Source organism: Pseudomonas sp. NBRC 111140 (assembly GCF_001320885.1).
GTDB classification, from domain to species: domain Bacteria; phylum Pseudomonadota; class Gammaproteobacteria; order Pseudomonadales; family Pseudomonadaceae; genus Aquipseudomonas; species Aquipseudomonas putida_P.
In genome coordinates, this window is the sequence record NZ_BCBQ01000109.1 from 1 (window position 1) to 18,115 (window position 18,115).

At 62.2% G+C, this 18,115-nt stretch carries 14 protein-coding genes and 5 tRNA genes; 8 read left to right on the forward strand and 11 right to left on the reverse strand.

Annotated features, from left to right (window positions below; all coding sequences use genetic code 11):
- The 3 genes from APH42_RS25180 to APH42_RS25190 form a co-directional block, all read left to right on the forward strand.
- Positions 1 to 1,445, forward strand: a 1,445-nt coding sequence (locus APH42_RS25180; protein WP_177336875.1) for an RHS repeat-associated core domain-containing protein, incomplete at its 5' end; no start/stop codon positions are given.
- A gap of 259 nt (positions 1,446 to 1,704) precedes the next feature.
- Entirely contained in the window at positions 1,705 to 4,230 is a 2,526-nt protein-coding gene (locus APH42_RS25185; protein WP_060494483.1) for a fimbria/pilus outer membrane usher protein, read from the forward strand.
- Positions 4,227 to 5,309 (forward strand): fimbrial protein, encoded by a 1,083-nt coding sequence (locus APH42_RS25190; protein WP_012271130.1) that lies wholly within the window; start codon positions 4,227 to 4,229, stop codon positions 5,307 to 5,309. Before APH42_RS25185 ends, APH42_RS25190 begins: the two co-directional genes overlap by 4 nt.
- 108 nt (positions 5,310 to 5,417) lie before the next feature.
- Here APH42_RS25190 and APH42_RS25195 read toward each other — a convergent pair.
- The 5 genes from APH42_RS25195 to APH42_RS25215 all read right to left on the reverse strand — a co-directional run bounded on the left by APH42_RS25195 (position 5,418) and on the right by APH42_RS25215 (position 5,977).
- Positions 5,418 to 5,493 (reverse strand) — tRNA-Gly (locus APH42_RS25195).
- A gap of 84 nt (positions 5,494 to 5,577) precedes the next feature.
- Positions 5,578 to 5,653: transfer RNA gene (locus APH42_RS25200), tRNA-Gly, on the reverse strand.
- 3 nt (positions 5,654 to 5,656) lie between these two features.
- Positions 5,657 to 5,732, reverse strand: a tRNA-Glu gene (locus APH42_RS25205).
- A 91-nt stretch (positions 5,733 to 5,823) separates the two neighbouring features.
- Positions 5,824 to 5,899, reverse strand: a tRNA-Gly gene (locus tag APH42_RS25210).
- A 2-nt stretch (positions 5,900 to 5,901) separates the two neighbouring features.
- Positions 5,902 to 5,977, reverse strand: a tRNA-Glu gene (locus tag APH42_RS25215).
- A gap of 333 nt (positions 5,978 to 6,310) precedes the next feature.
- Between APH42_RS25215 and APH42_RS25220 the strand changes: the two genes are divergently transcribed.
- Positions 6,311 to 7,078 carry a hypothetical protein gene (locus APH42_RS25220; RefSeq protein WP_060494484.1) on the forward strand — a complete coding sequence of 256 codons (768 nt, stop codon included), beginning with the start codon at positions 6,311 to 6,313 and terminating at the stop codon, positions 7,076 to 7,078.
- Between the two features lie 158 nt (positions 7,079 to 7,236).
- Here the strand turns inward: APH42_RS25220 and APH42_RS25225 are convergent, their stop codons facing one another.
- Positions 7,237 to 7,719: a GAF domain-containing protein gene (locus APH42_RS25225; RefSeq protein ID WP_060494485.1), complete on the reverse strand. Its 483-nt coding sequence runs from the start codon at positions 7,717 to 7,719 to the stop codon at positions 7,237 to 7,239.
- Positions 7,720 to 8,607 carry an ATP-binding protein gene (locus APH42_RS25230; protein ID WP_060494486.1) on the reverse strand — a complete coding sequence of 296 codons (888 nt, stop codon included), beginning with the start codon at positions 8,605 to 8,607 and terminating at the stop codon, positions 7,720 to 7,722. It lies immediately after the preceding gene.
- 76 nt (positions 8,608 to 8,683) lie between these two features.
- Between APH42_RS25230 and APH42_RS25235 the strand changes: the two genes are divergently transcribed.
- Entirely contained in the window at positions 8,684 to 11,041 is a 2,358-nt protein-coding gene (locus APH42_RS25235) for a response regulator (protein ID WP_012271126.1), read from the forward strand.
- On the opposite strand, the gene APH42_RS25240 is transcribed toward APH42_RS25235, so the two are convergent.
- Complete coding sequence (locus APH42_RS25240; protein ID WP_060494487.1) at positions 11,031 to 11,519, reverse strand: glutathione peroxidase; 489 nt, start codon at positions 11,517 to 11,519, stop codon at positions 11,031 to 11,033. The genes APH42_RS25235 and APH42_RS25240 overlap by 11 nt on opposite strands.
- A 13-nt stretch (positions 11,520 to 11,532) precedes the next feature.
- The gene (gene msrB / locus APH42_RS25245) at positions 11,533 to 11,928 is read right to left on the reverse strand and encodes a peptide-methionine (R)-S-oxide reductase MsrB (protein WP_060494488.1); all 396 of its coding nucleotides are present in this window, start codon (positions 11,926 to 11,928) and stop codon (positions 11,533 to 11,535) included.
- A gap of 167 nt (positions 11,929 to 12,095) precedes the next feature.
- Between msrB and APH42_RS25250 the strand changes: the two genes are divergently transcribed.
- Complete coding sequence (locus tag APH42_RS25250; protein ID WP_012271123.1) at positions 12,096 to 13,307, forward strand: pyridoxal phosphate-dependent aminotransferase; 1,212 nt, start codon at positions 12,096 to 12,098, stop codon at positions 13,305 to 13,307.
- Positions 13,308 to 13,535: 228 nt separating this feature from the next.
- Positions 13,536 to 14,423 carry a protease HtpX gene (gene htpX / locus APH42_RS25255; RefSeq protein ID WP_012271122.1) on the forward strand — a complete coding sequence of 296 codons (888 nt, stop codon included), beginning with the start codon at positions 13,536 to 13,538 and terminating at the stop codon, positions 14,421 to 14,423.
- A 54-nt stretch (positions 14,424 to 14,477) separates the two neighbouring features.
- Here htpX and APH42_RS25260 read toward each other — a convergent pair whose 3' ends face one another.
- Positions 14,478 to 15,128, reverse strand: coding sequence for a thiopurine S-methyltransferase (locus APH42_RS25260; protein WP_060494489.1), 651 nt, complete (start codon positions 15,126 to 15,128; stop codon positions 14,478 to 14,480).
- A 101-nt stretch (positions 15,129 to 15,229) separates the two neighbouring features.
- Here APH42_RS25260 and APH42_RS25265 point away from each other — a divergent pair, with 101 nt between their 5' ends.
- Positions 15,230 to 15,997 (forward strand): class III extradiol ring-cleavage dioxygenase, encoded by a 768-nt coding sequence (locus APH42_RS25265; protein WP_060494490.1) that lies wholly within the window; start codon positions 15,230 to 15,232, stop codon positions 15,995 to 15,997.
- Between the two features lie 85 nt (positions 15,998 to 16,082).
- On the opposite strand, the gene APH42_RS25270 is transcribed toward APH42_RS25265, so the two are convergent.
- Positions 16,083 to 17,765, reverse strand: a complete 1,683-nt coding sequence (locus APH42_RS25270; protein WP_012271119.1) for a DEAD/DEAH box helicase — start codon at positions 17,763 to 17,765, stop codon at positions 16,083 to 16,085.
- Between the last annotated feature and the right edge of the window lie 350 nt (positions 17,766 to 18,115).

Genomic DNA, 18,115 nt, shown 5'->3' on the forward strand with positions numbered 1-18,115 from the left:
ACGACGCCGATGGCAACATGCTCAAGGACGAGCAGGGCAACCGCCTGGTGTACGACGAGGATACCGGCCAACTGGCCAGCGCTGCGGCACCGGGCGGCACGGCCCTGGCCAACTTCCGCTATGACGGCCACGGGCAACTGCTGGGCGTGCGCCACGGTGCGCAGGCCGAGGAGCAACGGCGTTACGAGGGCTATCGGGTCAGCAGCACCTTGCGCGATGGCTTGCTCACCGAGTACCTGTTTGCAGGCGACTCCCCGCTGGGGCTGCAACAGTCGGGCAAAAGCAACGAGACACGCCTGTACATGGCCAGCAACAACAACAGCGTCATCGGCGAATGCGCGGCCAATGATGAGGTGCATGAAGCCAACTACAGCGCCTATGGGGAGGTGCATGAAGCCAACTACAGCGCCTATGGGGAGGTGCATGAAGCCAACTACAGCGCCTATGGGGAGGTGCAGGAAGGCAAGCTGCTGGGCCTGCTGGGCTTCAATGCCGAAGCGCGCGAGCAGGCACTGGGCTGGTACCTGCTGGGGCGCGGCTACCGTGCCTACAACCCCAGCCTGATGCGCTTCCATAGCCCGGATAACCTGGACCCTGAACTGGCGGGCATCAACCCATACGTGTACTGCCTGGGCAACCCGGTCATGTGGCAGGACCCTACCGGGCATTACAGCCGCGGCTGGGGCTCGAACGATGACCCGGTGAAAGAGAAGCAGAAGCGCGGGGCTGAGTTCTGGCTGAACATTGGCGTTTTGGTAATGAACATAGGCTTGACCATTGGCTTTGCCGTGATGACCGCAGGTGCCGCCACCCCGCTCGTCATTGGCGTACTGGCGGTAGGTATCACCGCAACGCTTGCATCGGCGGCTACACAGGTTGCCGCGGAGTTTGTGAAAGACCCGGAAAAGAAAAAGAAATTGGGCATCGCGTCTATGTCACTGTCCATCATCGGCACGATGACGTTGACGGCAGGGATGGTCAAGGCAGGGTTCGACAAACGTGCTGCGGCCAGGAGGCAAAGCGTTGCCGAAGTGGGGGATGCTGGGGGTGCCGGTGACGGGGGCCTACGGCGTAACAGCACAAGGAGCAACGGGGCCCAAACAGATGACATTTCACCAGTAGAGGACAATTTGCCAGCGGACATAAATCAGCCGTCTGCGCGCTCATCGAGCGCGGATCGTAATCCACCTCCAGCTCCAGCTTTGCCACAACGTGCCGTACCTGATCCAACCCCTGACTACGACACATCACCACGTGGCTCATTGATCACGGTTGAGCTGGAGCAAACGGACATCATGGGTATTCCCTTGGCTCCAATTAGTAGCTCCAGACTTCTCAGGGTCACCGGGACTAGGGTGAAATCAGCCATTCCAGGAGGGGCACGTACTAACTCCTTCGCTACTCCAGAAGCTGCCCAGGCGTTTGCTAACACGCTTCAAAAATAACTAGCGCCAACAGGTTCGGCGCTGCAGATATCATCTGCAGCGCCGTTCTTCTTACGGTTTTTTGTGTTTCACCATCCTGACCCAAAAACACATCGACTTATCCCCTCCCCCCCCAGACTAGCCCTACAGTCCTCCCCCAACTTTCTCCTTATCTTTCCGCCCCACCAAGCGACCGCCTCATTCCAACCCCAAACGCCTCGCTTGTCACCGCCAGCACCGCCTAACCGCCGCGCTCCAATGTCCAAACCAGGCATCTGTCATGCTCAAGCCCTTCAAACACCAGCAGGCGCTGTCACGCCTGCGCTTTTCCACCCTTCCCGCTCTCAGCGCAAGCCTGCTGAGCATGCCGGCCCTGGCCGCCCCCGCCGACCTGCAGTTCGAGCCCGGCTTCATTCGCCAAAGCCCAGGCCAACCCGCCGATGCCGGCGCCCTCGCGCTGCGTGCCCTGGCCGAGCAGCGCCCACTCGCCGCCGGCCGCTACAGCCTGGAGCTGTACCTGAACCTCAGCCCCTTGGGCAAACGGGACATCACCCTCGACGACAGCCGCGATGGGCAAACCCTGGCGCCATGCCTGAGTGCCGATCTGCTGGATGAAATCGGTGTGCGCGAACAACACCTGGGCGCCAGGCAACCCGGCGATGAAGGCCACTGTATCGACCTGCCCACGCAACTGGCCGGCGCCAGTGCCGACCTGGATGCGGGCAAGTTGCGCCTGAACCTGTCGATACCACAGTCCTACCTGCGCCGCGATACCAGCGGCGCCATTGCCGAGCACCACTGGGACGAAGGCATAAACGCCGCCTTCGTCAATTACCAGGCCTCGGCCCAGCACAGCAACCGCCGCGGTAACGGCACCCACAACAGCCATGACCTGTACCTGAACAGCGGCGTCAACCTGTACGGCTGGCGTCTGCGCAGCCAGCAGGCGCTGCGCGAAAACCGGCAGGGCGAGCTGCGCTGGACGCGCACCAATACCTATGCCCAACGCGACCTGCCGGCACGCTGGGGTACCCTCACCCTCGGCGAAACCTTTACTCAAGGCGAGGTGTTCCGCAGCTTGCCGTTCAAAGGCGTGAAACTGGCCTCCGACACCGAGATGCTGCCAGACGCCATGCAAAATTACGCCCCCGTGTTGCGCGGCGTGGCGCAAACCTACGCCAAGCTTGAGGTGCTGCAGAACGGTTACCCACTCTATTCCACCTTCGTCGCCCCTGGCCCATACGAAATCGACGACCTGGCCGTGGGCGCCAGCAGCGGTGAGCTGGAAGTGGTTCTGACCGAAGCCGATGGCCAGGTGCGCAACTTCATCCAACCCTACTCCACCCTGGGCAACCTGATGCGCGCAGGCGTGTGGCGCTACGACCTGGCCCTGGGCCGCTACCACGGCGCATACGAGGCCGACACCCCCGCGTTGTGGCAAGGCACGCTGGCCCGCGGCATGGGGTGGGAAAGCACGCTGTACGCTGGCGTGCTCGGGGGTGACTACTACCGCGCCGCCACCCTCGGCCTTGCGCGCGACTTCGGGGCGTTTGGCGCGCTATCGCTGGACGCCACCCAGGCCACCAGCGACCTTGGCCCAGCACTGGGCCAAGTGCAAGGCAACAGTTTTTCGGCCCGCTACGGCAAGGCCTTCGACAGCGGAACCAACCTGCGCTTCGCCGGCTATCGCTATTCCACTGTCGGCTACCGCGACTATGACGAGGTGGTGCAGCAACGCAACGCCTCCGATCACTACCTGGGCAACCGCCGCAGCCGGCTGGAAGCCTCGGTGTACCAGCACTTCGGCAGCGCCGGCAGCCTCAGCCTGACCCTGTCGCAGGACGACTACTGGCACAACAGCCTGCAACGGCGCCAGTACCAGGCGCAATACAACACGCAGCTACCGCACAATATCAGCCTCAACCTGTTCGCCTCGCAGTCGCTCAATTCGTCGCGCCACAACGACCGCATCATCGGCCTGAGCCTAAGCCTGCCCCTGGACTTCAAGCACGCCTCCAGCGCGACCTTCGACATGCAGCACAGCGCTGGCAAGCACAGCGAACGCGCCAGCCTCAGTGGCCACTTCGATGACCGGCGCCTGAACTACCGCGCCACGCTGGCCAACGACACCCAGCAAAGTGGCAGCCTGTCGTTGGCCTACCAGGGCAGCCATGCCAACTACGGCATGGGTTACAGCGAGTCCGCCGATTACCGCAACCTATCGCTGAGCAGCAGCGGTGCCCTGCTGGCGCACGGCGGCGGCATGCTGCTGGCGCCGTTCATGGGTGAAACCAATGCCGTGGTGCATGTGCCGGGCATCGAAGGGGTTGGCGTGGGCCAGGCACAACAGGGCAAGACCAACCCTGCGGGCTATGCACTGGCACCGTACATGCGCCCCTATCGGGCCAACCAGCTGGTACTGCAACTGGACCAGCTCGACCCGGAAATCGAAATCGACAACGGCACCACGCAGGTGGTGCCACGCCGCGGCGCCGTGGTGCTCGCCAAGTTCCCGGCGCGCCGGGTCAACCGCCTGGTACTGACCCTGTTGCAAGCAGACGACCGCCCCCTGCCCTTCGGCGCACAGGTCAGCGATGCCCAGGGCCAGGTATTGGCCGTGGTCGGCCAAGGCGGCCAGGCACTGGTCGCCACCCACCTCGAGCAGCAGCAACTGCTGGCCAGGTGGACGGCGGGCAGCGAGCAGCAATGCCGCTTCGATATCACCCCCGCCACCTTGCCGCTTGAACAAGGCTATCGCCTGCAAACCTTGCGCTGCGAAGCTTCTTCCGACTGGAACCGCCAATGAACGCCACCCATCGCCTCACCCTGCTATCCACCTTGCTGCTGGTCAGCCTGCCCTTCATTCACCTGCCGGCTGCCCACGCTGCGTCAGGCTGCGTCATCAACAATGGCCCAGGCCCTGCCACCTTCACGGCAGATTTCCAGAATGTGTGGGTGCCCAGGGACTTGCCGATCGGCGACCAAATCACTCGACTGCGGGTTCCCGTGACCTCCGACCCGGCAAACAGGGCTGTCTCTTGTCACAACAGCTCCGATCGCCTTCTGGAAGCGCAAGCCGACTACACCGCGCCGTTTGCCTACGATGTGCCAGTGCGACTTGGCAGCGGGCGCTTCGCCAATAGCATCATCAGAACCCGGACCCCGGGGGTTGGTGCCGTCATCGAACTGGGCCACCCGTTCAGCGGCGGGGCACCCAATACGTTCAGCTCAAGCACGGGCGACACCTTCCTGCCTTACCGCGGCACCAACATGGCCAGCATGGCCATCCCGATCCTGATCGGTCCGATCAGCATGACCGTCACACTGGTCAAGATCGGGGCCATGGCGCCCGGGCCAGTCTTGCTGGATGAAGAAGTAGCCCGTGGCAGCACCTCAGATCAGCCTGACGCCTTCCGCCTGCGAATCAGCGGCAACCTGAACCAGGCACAGTGCACATTGAAAAGCGATGCGGTCAGTGCCGACCCGGTCGATCTGGGCAGCCATACCGTGGCGGACTTCCCGGGCAGGGGCAGCACCACGACCAGCATGCCGTTCCATATCACCCTGAGTGACTGCGAGGACGACCCCAACTCAAGTACCGCTACGGCCTATATCTACCTGACAGGCACCGATGGCTCGGCCGCCATCGACCCTAAACTGGGCCTGTTCAGCTTGGGCAACGGTTCGACGGCGACCGGTATTGGCATCCAGATAACCGATGACAGTGGTGTTCCCGTGCCATTGGCAGAGCACGTATCGACCAACCAGAGGCTTCAGCTGCCTGTAACCCGCCTGCCTTATCGTGCGCACTTCTACCAGACGAACGATCGGGTGACCCCTGGCGTGGCAAAGGGCGCGCTCGATTTCACCATCAGTTATCGCTGAGTGCAGCCCTGCCCTGCGCGAACGCGATGTTCGCACAGGCGGGGCGCAAAAATCAGGTACGCAAAAACGCAAAAAGGAACCCGAAGGTTCCTTTTTGCGTTACATGTTTGGAGCGGGAAACGAGACTCGAACTCGCGACCCCGACCTTGGCAAGGTCGTGCTCTACCAACTGAGCTATTCCCGCATTGTGAAACTTTACCGCTACGGCGTGAAGCGCCATCAAGACCTTCACCACCACTGCACCGCATAGACGCCACAGTATTTAAACTGGAGCGGGAAACGAGACTCGAACTCGCGACCCCGACCTTGGCAAGGTCGTGCTCTACCAACTGAGCTATTCCCGCAAATGGCGTCCCCTAGGGGACTCGAACCCCTGTTACCGCCGTGAAAGGGCGGTGTCCTAGGCCACTAGACGAAGGGGACACACAACACTTTTCAGTGCACCAGGTTTGAACCTCACGATTCAGCCTGGGTTTTCTTTTCCTGCCCCGCCGTTAAGCGTTGCCGGAGAAACTGGAGCGGGAAACGAGACTCGAACTCGCGACCCCGACCTTGGCAAGGTCGTGCTCTACCAACTGAGCTATTCCCGCATTGGCGTCCCCTAGGGGACTCGAACCCCTGTTACCGCCGTGAAAGGGCGGTGTCCTAGGCCACTAGACGAAGGGGACACGCTACAAGCATTACTGCTTGCTTTCACTCCCTGCCGCGTTTCGCTGTGTGCTTTACGCTGCAAGTGGCGCGCATTCTATGGATGGTTGGTACAGGCGTCAACCCCTTTGTAGAAATTTATTTAAATCAATGACTTCCGGGTATACCCAGCGCTGTTTCAGGCAGCCCACAGGCGTTTGCCGTTGATTTTCTGGCGTCAAGTCAGCATTAATGTGCCAGCATCCAGTCATGGCGCAGTTTGCCGATAGAAAAAGAGAATGGCTGCCTGGGCCTCTCGCGAGCACGCTCGCTCCTACACTCAATAATGCAAACCTATTCATGAGGCATTAACGGTGACACCACTTCTGATCACCCTGCTCATCGTGGCGGGCATCGCGCTGCTGATCGTGATCGGCTACCTCAACAATGTGGTCGAGAACGGCAAGCTGGAACGCGCCCGGACGAAGATCGAACTGGCCGACCGCCTGCGCCGCTGTGGCGAAATCACCGAGACCTTCCCCGGCCAGTTCATGACCCCAGCCCTCAAGCTGCTGCTGACACGCCTGGAGCTGAACCTCAACCAGCGCCTGCTGGCGGTGGACAAGCACAATGCCGAACTCAAGGCGCGCATCGCCGAACTGGAAGGGTTGATTGCCCTGGGCGACAGGATACCGGTGAACAACCCGCCGAACCCGATCCACACTGAGGTCAAGGCAAAGGACGTGCGCTTCTTATTGGAGGCCATGCACAACCAGGTGACCCGTGCGGCCCAGGAAGGCTTCCTGGCCACGCCCGAGGCCAAGCACTGGATCAAGGAAATTCGCCATATCCTGGTGCTGCTACATATCGAGTTCTTCAACAACCTCGGCCAGCAGGCCCTGCAGAAAGGCCAGCCCGGCCAGGCGCGGCTGGCGTTCGAGCGCGGCGTGCAATACCTGCGCAAACAGCCGGAGCCGAAGGTGTATGAAGAGCAACTGACCTATCTTGAGAAACTGCTGGCCCGCGCCAACGCCCAGGTGCTGGACCGCATGACCCCGGCCGAGGACGAGCACAACGAATTGACCGACGGGCTCAAGACCGATGAAGAGGAAACCTGGAAGAAGAAGGTGATGTACGACTAAGCCCTGCGCCGTTCCCCTGTAGGAGCGGCCTTGTGTCGCGATGGGCCGCAAAGCGGCCCCGGCGACTTCAGCGTTAATGCATAGATCCGGGGCCGCTTTGCGGCCCATCGCTACACAAGGCCGCTCCTACAGGGATAGCGCCGGCCATTGGACAGTGGTCAGCAGTCAGTCAGCTCAAGGAAGATCGCCGCCAACCGCTCCAACCCCACCTGATCTGCTTCACTGAACCGCCCAACCTTCGGGCTATCCAGGTCCAGCACCCCAATCAACTTGCCTTCCTTGACCAACGGAATCACCAGCTCGCTGTTGGATGCGCTGTCACAGGCAATGTGCCCTGGGAACGCATGCACATCTTCCACCCGCTGGGTTTGCCGCGTAGCCGCCGCTGCCCCGCACACGCCCTTGCCGAATGGAATGCGCACGCACGCCACCTGGCCCTGGAACGGCCCCAGAACCAGTTCTTCGTTTCGGTTCAGGTAGAACCCCGCCCAGTTCAGGTCGTCCACCTGGTTAAACAGAAACGCCGAAAACTGCGCGGCATTGGCGATGAAATCACGCTCGTCGGCAAACAGTGCCTGCACTTGCGCTGCCAGCAGGTTGTAGCCGTCGAGGCCTGCGCCACTGGCATTGATGTCGATCATTTACTTTTGCTCCAGCAATTGCAGCCCAACCCAATAGCGGGCGAACTGATAGGCACAACGGCCATTACGGTTACCGCGCCCGGTGGCCCAGCGCACGGCGAGGATGTCGAGCTGCTCGTCACGCTGCCAGGCCAGGCCCGCAGGGCGTGCCAACTGGCCGATCCAGTGCTCGACAACATTCAGGAAGTGGTCCTGGGTGAACGGGTAGAACGACAGCCACAGGCCAAACCGGTCAGACAGGGCAATCTTGTCTTCCACCGCTTCGCTGGGGTGCAACTCGCCGTCCACACGCTTCCAGTTCTCGTTGTCGCTCTCTTTCTCCGGCACCAGGTGGCGGCGGTTGGACGTGGCATACAGCAGCACGTTGTCTGGTGCCTGCTCCAGCGAGCCGTCGAGCACGCTCTTGAGCACGCGGTAGTCGCCCTCCCCGGCTTCGAACGACAGGTCGTCGCAGAACAGGATGAAGCGTTGCGGCAGCTTCTGCAGTTGCTCCACCACCCGTGGCAGGTCCGCCAGGTGGTCGCGTTCGATTTCTATCAGGCGCAGGCCTGCGCTGGCGTGCTCAGCCAGCAGGGCGCGTACCAGCGACGACTTGCCGGTGCCGCGCGAGCCCCACAGCAACGCGTGGTTGGCCGGCAGGCCGTTGATGAACTGGTGGGTGTTACGCCCTAGCTGGTCACGTTGTTTGTCGACGCCGATCAGGTCGGTCAGGCGGATGTCCAGGCTGACTTCCAGCGGTAGCAGGTAGCCGCTGCGGCCATCGCGCTGCCAGCGGGCGGCCAGGGTGGTGCCCCAGTCGATGTTCGGGCGCGGTGCCGGCAACAGGGGTTCGAGGCGCGCCAGTACCGATTCGGCGCGGTCCAGGAAAGCAATCAAGCGAGCGTCCATGACGACTCCTAACAAGACAGGTGAGATTTCCAGCTGAATGTGTGACAGGCCCGCCAGCTGCCGGGGCTATTCGGCTATGCTTGCGCAGCGCAAGGAACGTGAAACCGGCTCGGGACTCATGGATATCAAGTTCACCAATCGCCTGTCATACAAGCAAGCCCGGTTGACAGTCCTGGTCGGCTTCATCCTGGGAACATTGCTCAGTCTCATCCAGATCGGCATCGATTATGCCAGCGAAGACGCGTCCATCAACCGTGAAGTGCGCGCCTTGCTGCAAATCAGCCACAACCCGGCCTCGCGCATTGCCTACAACATCGATTCCGAGCTGGCGTTGGAGCTCACCCGGGGCCTGCTGCAGTCGCCGGCCATCATCCGCGCCCGGCTGATCGACAACAACGAAACGGTGCTGGCCGATGTCGAGCGGCCAAGGCTGCAGGACCGCTACCGGCTCCTCAGCGACTTCCTGTTTGGTGAGCAGCGCCAGTTCAAAGAGCGCCTGTTCCTGACCCATATGCCAGAGGAATACCTTGGCACCCTGTATCTGGACGTCGACACCTACGCCTTCGGCAGCCGCTTTCTCGACCGTGCCGGCATCACCCTGCTCAACGGCTTCGCCCGCAGCCTGGTGCTGACCGGCATCCTGCTGGCGCTGTTCTACATGATGCTGACCAAGCCGCTGGTGACGGTGATCGGTGCGCTCAGCGGCAGCGACCCGCGCAAACCCCGGCAAACGCGCCTGGAATGCCCGCATGGTCATGAGCACGACGAAATCGGCGTGCTGGTGAAGGTCGCCAACCAGCAGTTCGTCAGCATGGCCACCGAAATTGAACAGCGGCGCACGGCAGAAAACCGCCTGACCCAGTACCTGAACGAACTGGAAGACATCGTGTCGGCGCGCACCGACGAGCTGAAAGCCAGCAACAGCAGCCTCAGCCTGTCCAACCAGGAGCTGGAGCAAGCCCGCCGCCGCGCGCTGGACATGGCCCAGGCACGCGCCGCCTTCCTGGCCAACATGAGCCACGAAATCCGCACCCCGCTCAACGGCATGCTTGGCATGATCGCCCTGGCGCTGGACAACCCGCTGCCCAGTGAACAACGCCAGCAACTGGCAATTGCCCACGATTCGGGCAAGGTGCTGGTAGAGCTGCTGAACGATATTCTCGACCTGTCCAAGTTCGATGCTGGCCAGCTGGAGCTGGAGCGTATCCCCTTCGACATGGGGTCGATGGTGGAAGACACCGCCAACCTGCTGTCGCAGAACACCGCGCAAAGCGTGGAACTCACGTGCCTTATCGCCAGCGACTTCCCTAGCAGCGTGCTCGGCGACCCCACGCGGGTGCGGCAGATCGTCAGCAATCTACTGTCCAACGCGCTCAAGTTCACCCGCTTCGGTCGCGTCGATGTGCGCCTGGTGACGATCGTCGGCGGTGTGCGCCTGGAGGTACGTGACACAGGCATCGGCATCCCCGAAGAGGCCCAGGCGCGCATCTTCCAGCCCTTCACCCAGGCCGGTGCCGGCATTACCCGCCAGTACGGCGGCACCGGCCTGGGCCTGGCGCTGACGCGCAACCTGTGCAAGGCCATGCAGGGCCACCTGCACATTCGCTCCGAGCCGGGCTTTGGTAGCTGCTTTACCGCCGAATTACCGCTGGCCGTGCACACCGAAGCCATCCCGCCGGTGCCCCTGCATGGCCACGTGGCCGCCCTGAGCGCAGGCGGTAGCGGGCTTGATGAACTGCTGCAGAACTTGCTGCCCGCCTGGGGCCTGACCTACCAGCGCCATGACAGCAGCGCCACGCTGGACGGCGCCGCGATCGACCTGTTGATCAGCGACGATGTGGACCACCTGTTCGAACTGCGCCAGGCACTGAAAACCCCGATACTGCTGGTGACCGCCTACGGCAACTTCCTGCCCAACGAGCAGTCGCTGGCCTTGGCCCCGTTGCATCAGCTGGCCCGGCCACTGGCGCGCAACGCCCTTTACCAGACGTTGCGCCGCACCTTGCAAGGCCATGAGCCCGAACACCCGCTGGCCACCCCGGCCATTACCCTGGAGCAAGGCCGCGCGCGGATTCTGCTGGTAGAGGACAACCCGGTAAACCAGTTGGTAGCCAAGGGCATGCTTGCCAAGCTTGGCTGCCAGGTGCAATTGGCCACCCAGGGCGCCGAGGCGCTGGAACTGTTGCAGCATGACGACTTCGACCTGGTGCTGATGGACTGCAACATGCCGGTGATGGATGGCTACGAGGCCAGCCGGCGCATCCGACAGAGCGGCCGCTGGCCCGAACTGCCAATCGTTGCCCTCACCGCCAACGCCATGCCCGAGGAGCGCGAACGCTGCCGGGCGGCAGGCATGAACGACTACCTGGCCAAGCCGTTTCGCCGCGAAGAGCTACTGGCCCTGATCGACCACTGGGTGCCGCTCAACGGCTGAGCAAGCGCTCGATGTCCGCTTCCAGGGCCTGTGGCTTGGTGGTGGGGGCATAGCGCGTGACCTGACCGCTGGCAGGGTCGATCAGGAACTTGGTGAAGTTCCACTTGATCTTCTGCGAGCCGAGCAAGCCCGGTGCACGCTGCTTGAGTTCGACGTACAGCGGGTGGGTGCCGGGGCCGTTGACCTCGATCTTGCGAAACAGCGGAAAGCTCACACCGAAATTGCGCTCGCAAAACTGCGCGATTTCACGCGCATCGCCCGGTTCCTGCTTGCCAAACTGATTGCATGGAAAGCCCAGCACCACCAGGCCGCGCTCGCGGTAGGTTTGCCAGAGTTGCTCCAGGCCCTTGTACTGTGGGGTAAAGCCGCACTGGCTGGCGGTGTTGACCACCAGCAGCACCTTGCCTGGGTAGTCGCCGAGCGTTTTGTGCTCGCCGCCGAGGGTCACGCAGGGGATGTCCAGCATCGATGCAGCCATGATCGGGCTCCGGTCAGTCGCGTGGGCGCAGGTCGATGCACACCGAGTTGATGCAGTAGCGCAGGCCGGTCGGTGGCGGGCCATCGGGGAACACGTGCCCCAGGTGCGCGTCACAACGGGCGCAGGTGACTTCGGTACGGATCATGCCGTGGGAAGTGTCACGGATCTCGATCATGGCGCTGTCTTCGATCGGTGCGTAGAAGCTCGGCCAACCGCAGCCCGAGTCGAACTTGGTTTGCGCGTCGAACAGTGGCAGGTTGCAGCAGATGCAGTGGTAGATGCCGTCGCGGCGTTCGCTGTTGTACTTGCCGCTGAATGGCCGCTCGGTGCCCTTGAGGCGGCATACCTGGTATTGCTCGGGGTCGAGCATCGACCGCCATTCATCCAGGGTTTTTTCGATCTTTTTCATGTAGGGACCTCGGCAGGCTGAATTTCACCCCGCGCCGTCTTTTCCGGGGCGCGGGTGGCACGTATATTAGTTGGCTTCGTGTGCCAGGCGTTCAGTCTGGCACCCGCTTCCTGCCGTTTCAAACCTTTCGGCATGGGTTGCGCGTTTTCTCATATCGGGATCCCATCATGCAGTTCAGCAAATCGAACAAGCTCGCCAATGTCTGCTACGACATTCGCGGCCCAGTGCTCAAGCACGCCAAACGTCTGGAAGAGGAAGGCCACCGCATCCTCAAGCTGAACATCGGCAACCCGGCGCCGTTTGGCTTCGAGGCGCCCGATGAAATCCTCCAGGATGTGATCCGCAACCTGCCCACCGCCCAGGGCTACAGTGACTCCAAGGGCCTGTTCAGCGCGCGCAAGGCGGTGATGCAGTACTGCCAGCAAAAGGAAATCGAAGGCGTCACCATCGAGGACATCTACCTCGGCAACGGTGTGTCCGAGCTGATCGTCATGTCGATGCAGGCGCTGCTGAACAACGGCGACGAAGTGCTGATCCCGGCCCCCGACTACCCGCTGTGGACCGCCGCCGTGAGCCTGGCGGGCGGCAAGCCGGTGCATTACCTGTGCGACGAGCAAGCCGACTGGTTCCCCGACCTTGAAGACATCAAGGCCAAGATCACCCCGAACACCAAGGCCCTGGTGATCATCAACCCGAACAACCCGACCGGCGCCGTCTACTCCAAAGAGCTGTTGCTGGGCATGCTGGAGCTGGCCCGCCAGCACAACCTGGTGGTGTTCTCCGACGAGATCTACGACAAGATCCTGTACGACGAAGCGGTGCACATCAGCACCGCCTCGCTGGCACCCGACCTGCTGTGCCTGACTTTCAACGGCCTGTCCAAGTCGTACCGAGTGGCGGGTTTCCGTTCTGGCTGGCTGATCATCTCCGGGCCCAAGCACCACGCCCAGAGCTACATCGAAGGCATCGACATGCTGGCCAACATGCGCCTGTGCGCCAACGTGCCGGCCCAGCATGCCATCCAGACCGCGCTAGGCGGCTACCAGAGCATCAACGACCTGGTATTGCCGCCAGGCCGCTTGCTGGAACAGCGCAACCGCACCTACGAGCTGCTCAACGATATCCCGGGGGTGAGCTGTGTGAAGCCGATGGGTGCGCTGTATGCATTCCCGCGCATCGACCCGAAGGTGTGCCCGATCCTCAACGACGAGAAGTTCGCCCTTGACCTGCTGCTGTCGGAAAAACTGCTGATCGTGCAAGGTACGGCGTTCAACTGGCCGTGGCCGGACCACTTCCGCGTGGTCACCTTGCCTCGGGTGGACGACCTGGAAGCGGCGATTGGCCGGATTGGCAATTTCCTGAAGGGGTATTCGCAGTAAGGTCCGACGGGATTTTTGGGGTGGCGCTCGATCTCACAAGCGCCACAAACCTCAAGGCATACCTCGCTTCTTACATCCTGCAACGCTCTATCCCACAGCCCCCGCGCCATCCTCTGCCATACTCCGCCGTACACAGTTTGAAATAGTCGCCCGATTGAATCGGCACGGCAGGCCCCTTATATACCCCGCAGTAAGCGACAACTCATCCGTCAGGAGAACGTAACAACCATGATGCGCATTCTGTTGTTTGTAGCCACCAACCTTGCGGTGGTGCTGGTTGCAAGCATTACCCTGAGCCTGTTCGGTTTCAACGGGTTCATGGCCGCCAACGGGGTCGACCTGAACCTCAGCAGCCTGCTGGTGTTCTGCGCCGTGTTCGGCTTTGCCGGCTCCCTCGTCTCGCTGTTCATCTCCAAGTGGATGGCGAAGATGAGCACCGGCACCCAGATCATCAGCCAACCGCGCACCCGTCACGAACAGTGGCTGCTGCAAACGGTCGAAGAGCTGTCCCGTGAGGCGGGCATCAAAATGCCCGAAGTGGGTATTTTCCCGGCCTACGAGGCCAACGCCTTCGCCACCGGCTGGAACCGCAACGACGCGCTGGTAGCCGTGTCCCAAGGCCTGCTGGAGCGCTTCTCGCCCGATGAAGTGCGTGCGGTACTGGCCCACGAAATCGGCCACGTTGCCAACGGCGACATGGTCACCCTGGCGCTGGTGCAGGGTGTGGTGAACACCTTCGTGATGTTCTTTGCACGCATCATCGGCAACTTCGTCGACAAGGTCATCTTCAAGAACGAAGAGGGCCAGGGCATTGCCTACTACGTGGCCACCATCGTTGCCGAGCTGATCCTGGGCATCCTGGCCAGCATGATCGTGATGTGGTTCTCGCGCCGCCGCGAATACCGCGCCGACGAAGCCGGTGCGCAGCTGGCTGGCACCTCGGCCATGATCGGCGCCTTGCAGCGCCTGCGTGTGGAACAAGGCCTGCCCGTGCACATGCCCGACACCATGAAGGCCTTTGGCATCAATGGCGGCCTCAAGCACGGCCTGGCCGGGCTGCTGATGAGCCACCCGCCGCTGGAAGACCGTATCGAGGCCCTGCGCCGTCGCGGTTGATCCACCTGGTAATGTTGAAAGGGCGACTTCGGTCGCCCTTTTTGCATGCGCCGGTCAGCGCTTGACCCGGTACACCCGCTCCAACAGGCTGCAAGCCCCGGCCTGCAAAAACTTCGGGCTCTCCTGAATAAGCTCCACCACCTCCAGCTCATCCATCTGCCACCCCGCAAACCCCTGCAGCACTTCTTTATCCCCTACTGAAAACGGCGGGCCGCCCAGCAGCGACTGGTCATAATCCAGGGTCACCAGCAACCCCCTGCAGCCCGCAGGCAGCCACGCCGACAGCAACCGCATGTACGCCGCGCGCATCTGCGGCGGCAATGCGATTAGCGCCGCCCGATCATAAAGGCCCACGCAGTCGGCGATATCCTCCGCCTGCAGCGTAAAGAAATCGCCACACCACAGCTCGATTTCGCCACTGCGCCAAACCTCGAAAGCTCCATGCTGCAAAACGTCGGCATCAAGCCCATGTTCACGGAAGAAGCCCTCCACCGCCTGCCGAGACAGCTCCACACCAAGCACGCGGTACCCCTGCCCAGCCAACCAGGCCAGGTCCAGGCTCTTGCCGCACAGCGGCACCAGCACACGACTGGCCGGCGCCAGCTGCAACTGTGGCCAATACTTCTGCAGGTAGGGGTTCACCTGCGCCTGATGAAAGCCAATCTGGTTATCGGCCCACCGCTTTTGCCAGAACGCTGGCTCCATGATCACTCCCGATTTTTAGATGGTTTTCCGGTAAAACTTGGTTTGGATTTCGATGTTTATTTGATCGAAGATGATTGCATCTTAACCTTCAGGACCTTGCCATGCTGCCCAGCCTGTTCATTTCCCATGGTTCCCCCATGCTCGCGCTGCAACCCGGCGCCAGCGGGCCGGCGCTGGCCGGGCTGGCCAACGCGCTGCCACGGCCCAAAGCGGTCGTGGTGGTATCGGCGCACTGGGAAAGCCGCGAGCTGCTGGTCACTGGTAGCGCACAACCAGAAACCTGGCATGACTTCTACGGCTTCCCACCGGCCTTGTATGCGGTGCAGTACCCGGCGCCGGGCGAACCTGCCCTTGCCGGCCAGGTCAGTGCGTTGCTGAAAGCTGCGGGGCTACCCGCGCGGCTGGACACGCAGCGCCCGTTCGACCACGGCGCCTGGGTGCCCTTGTCGCTGATGTACCCCGATGCGAGCATTCCAGTGGTGCAAGTTTCACTGCCCAGCCACATGGGCCCGGCGCTGCAGGTCAAGGTGGGCCAGGCGTTGGCGGGTTTGCGCGACGAGGGCATTTTGCTGATGGGTTCGGGCAGTATCACCCATAACCTTGGGGAACTGGACTGGCATGCCGGGCCGGACGTTATCGAACCCTGGGCGCTGGCGTTCAGGGATTGGGTGGTGGACCGGCTGCTGGAAGATGACCAGGCATCATTGCTGGATTACCGGAAGCAGGCGCCCTATGCAGTGCGCAACCATCCCAGTGATGAGCATTTGCTACCACTGTTCTTTGCCCTCGGAGCTGGGGGCAAGTTTGGCGTGGTACACCAAGGATTCACCCTGGGGGCGCTGGGGATGGACATTTATCGCTTCGACTGAAGAATGCCGGGGGCGCTTTGCGCCGCAAAATCCCACAGGCAAAAAAATCCCCAGCCTAGGCCGGGGATTTTTCATTGCGCAAGGATCAATCCTCGCGGTAGCGACGCAGCTTCAGCTGCTTGCCAGCCACGCGGGTGTCCTTGAGCTTGGACAGCAGCTTCTCCAGGCCGTCTTCCGGCAGCTCGACCAGGCTGAAGCTGTCGCGTACCTGGATACGGCCAATGGCGTCACGCGCCAGGCCACCCTCGTTGAGGATCGCGCCCAGCAGGTTCTTGGCAGCGATACCGTCACGGGCACCCAGAGCGGTACGGCAACGTACACGGCCTTCGGCCAGCGGCAGCGGCGCGCGGCGCTCGCGGTCACCACGGTCAGGGCGCTCGCCACGGTCAGGACGCTCGCTACGCTCGCCACGCGGGGCACCAACGCCCGGCACCAGCGGCTGCTCACGCTCTACCGCAGCCAGGTCCAGCGCCTGGCCATTGGTGGCTTTGCGCAGCAAGGCCGAAGCCAGGGCACGCGCACTGCAACCCAGGTCGCTGGTCAGGCGGTCGAACAGCTCGCCGTGGGTGGCTTCAGCTTCGGCCACCAGCGGCGCCAGGCTCGACGTCAGCTTCTTGATGCGGGCATCGAGCACGGCCTGAGCGTTCGGCAGGCGCGCTTCGGCAACCTTCTGCCCGGTTACACGCTCGATCACCTGCAGCATGCGGCGCTCACGCGGGGTGACCAGCAGCAGTGCGCGGCCATCGCGACCGGCACGGCCGGTACGGCCGATACGGTGAACGTAGGACTCCGGGTCGTACGGCATATCAACGTTGAACACGTGAGTGATGCGCGGTACGTCCAGACCACGGGCAGCGACGTCGGTAGCGACGACGATGTCCAAGCGGCCATCCTTGAGCGAGTCGATCACGCGCTCACGCTGGTTCTGGGCGATGTCGCCGTTCAGCGCGGCAGCCTTGTAGCCCTTGGCTTCCAGCGCGGCGGCCAGGTCCAGGGTGGCTTGCTTGGTGCGCACGAAGGCGATCAGTGCGTCGAACTCTTCCACTTCCAGCAGACGCAGCACAGCCGGGATCTTCTGGTCGGCGTGGACCATCAGGTGGGCCTGCTCGATCGCGGTAACGGTCTGGGTCTTGGTCTGGATCTTGACGTGCTTGGGTTCGCGCAGGTGACGCTCGGCGATCGAACGGATCGACGACGGCAGGGTAGCGGAGAACAGGACGGTCTGACGGGTAGCCGGGATTGCGTCGAAGATCACTTCGAGGTCATCCATGAAGCCCAGCTTCAGCATCTCGTCGGCTTCGTCCAGTACCAGGTACTGTACGGTCGACAGGACTTTTTCGTCACGACGCAGGTGGTCGCACAGACGGCCCGGGGTGGCCACGACGATTTGCGCGCCATTACGGATTGCGCGCAGCTGTGGGCCCATCGGGGCACCACCGTAGACGGCGACAACGTTAACGCCCGGCATCTGCTTGGCGTAGGTTTCGAAAGCGGTAGCAACTTGCAGCGCCAACTCACGGGTTGGCGCCAGGATCAGGGCTTGCGGTTCGCGCTTGCTCACATCGATCTTGTTGAGGATCGGCAGGGCGAAGGCAGCGGTTTTGCCGGTGCCAGTCTGCGCCTGGCCGATCATGTCGTGACCGGCGAGGATGATCGGGATCGATTGTTGCTGAATGGCGGACGGCTCTTCATAGCCGGTAGCCACAACGGCAGCAACAATGTTCGGATTAAGATCGAGAGCGGCGAAGCCGCCGGTTTCCTGGGTCATGGGTCTGCCTCTAGGTGCATCCGCAAAGACCCATGCTCCAAAGCTGCACATGCCTTGAAAGACCGTCAGGTCACCCAGGCAGCTTTGGCGGCGGGGATTTGCGAAAACGATTGAAAAAGAAAACTTGGGAAGGTCCGCCTAGCGGACGTGCAGCCGAAGCTGGACTCGGAGGATTTGCACCACCTGATTTTGAGGTCCGCTAAAAGACCGGCGCGTACTATACCCGAAATAGTGGCGGACGTGAGGAATTTTTTCAGGGTGCAGGGCCACTGTCGGGCCATCAATTACTCCTCGCTGAATCGATAATGCCCTGCCCCCTGACGCGGTCAGTGTAGGAGCGGCCTTGCGTC

Coding starts and splice junctions, on each gene's coding strand:
- APH42_RS25185 (WP_060494483.1), top strand. CDS start 1,705: ATGCTCAAGCCCTTCAAACACCAGCAGGCGCTGTCACGCCTGCGCTTT.
- APH42_RS25190 (WP_012271130.1), top strand. CDS start 4,227: ATGAACGCCACCCATCGCCTCACCCTGCTATCCACCTTGCTGCTGGTC.
- APH42_RS25225 (WP_060494485.1), bottom strand. CDS start 7,719: ATGATCGACATCAATGCCAGTGGCGCAGGCCTCGACGGCTACAACCTG.
- APH42_RS25230 (WP_060494486.1), bottom strand. CDS start 8,607: ATGGACGCTCGCTTGATTGCTTTCCTGGACCGCGCCGAATCGGTACTG.
- APH42_RS25235 (WP_012271126.1), top strand. CDS start 8,684: ATGCTTGCGCAGCGCAAGGAACGTGAAACCGGCTCGGGACTCATGGAT.
- APH42_RS25240 (WP_060494487.1), bottom strand. CDS start 11,519: ATGGCTGCATCGATGCTGGACATCCCCTGCGTGACCCTCGGCGGCGAG.
- msrB (WP_060494488.1), bottom strand. CDS start 11,928: ATGAAAAAGATCGAAAAAACCCTGGATGAATGGCGGTCGATGCTCGAC.
- APH42_RS25250 (WP_012271123.1), top strand. CDS start 12,096: ATGCAGTTCAGCAAATCGAACAAGCTCGCCAATGTCTGCTACGACATT.
- htpX (WP_012271122.1), top strand. CDS start 13,536: ATGATGCGCATTCTGTTGTTTGTAGCCACCAACCTTGCGGTGGTGCTG.
- APH42_RS25260 (WP_060494489.1), bottom strand. CDS start 15,128: ATGGAGCCAGCGTTCTGGCAAAAGCGGTGGGCCGATAACCAGATTGGC.
- APH42_RS25265 (WP_060494490.1), top strand. CDS start 15,230: ATGCTGCCCAGCCTGTTCATTTCCCATGGTTCCCCCATGCTCGCGCTG.
- APH42_RS25270 (WP_012271119.1), bottom strand. CDS start 17,765: ATGACCCAGGAAACCGGCGGCTTCGCCGCTCTCGATCTTAATCCGAAC.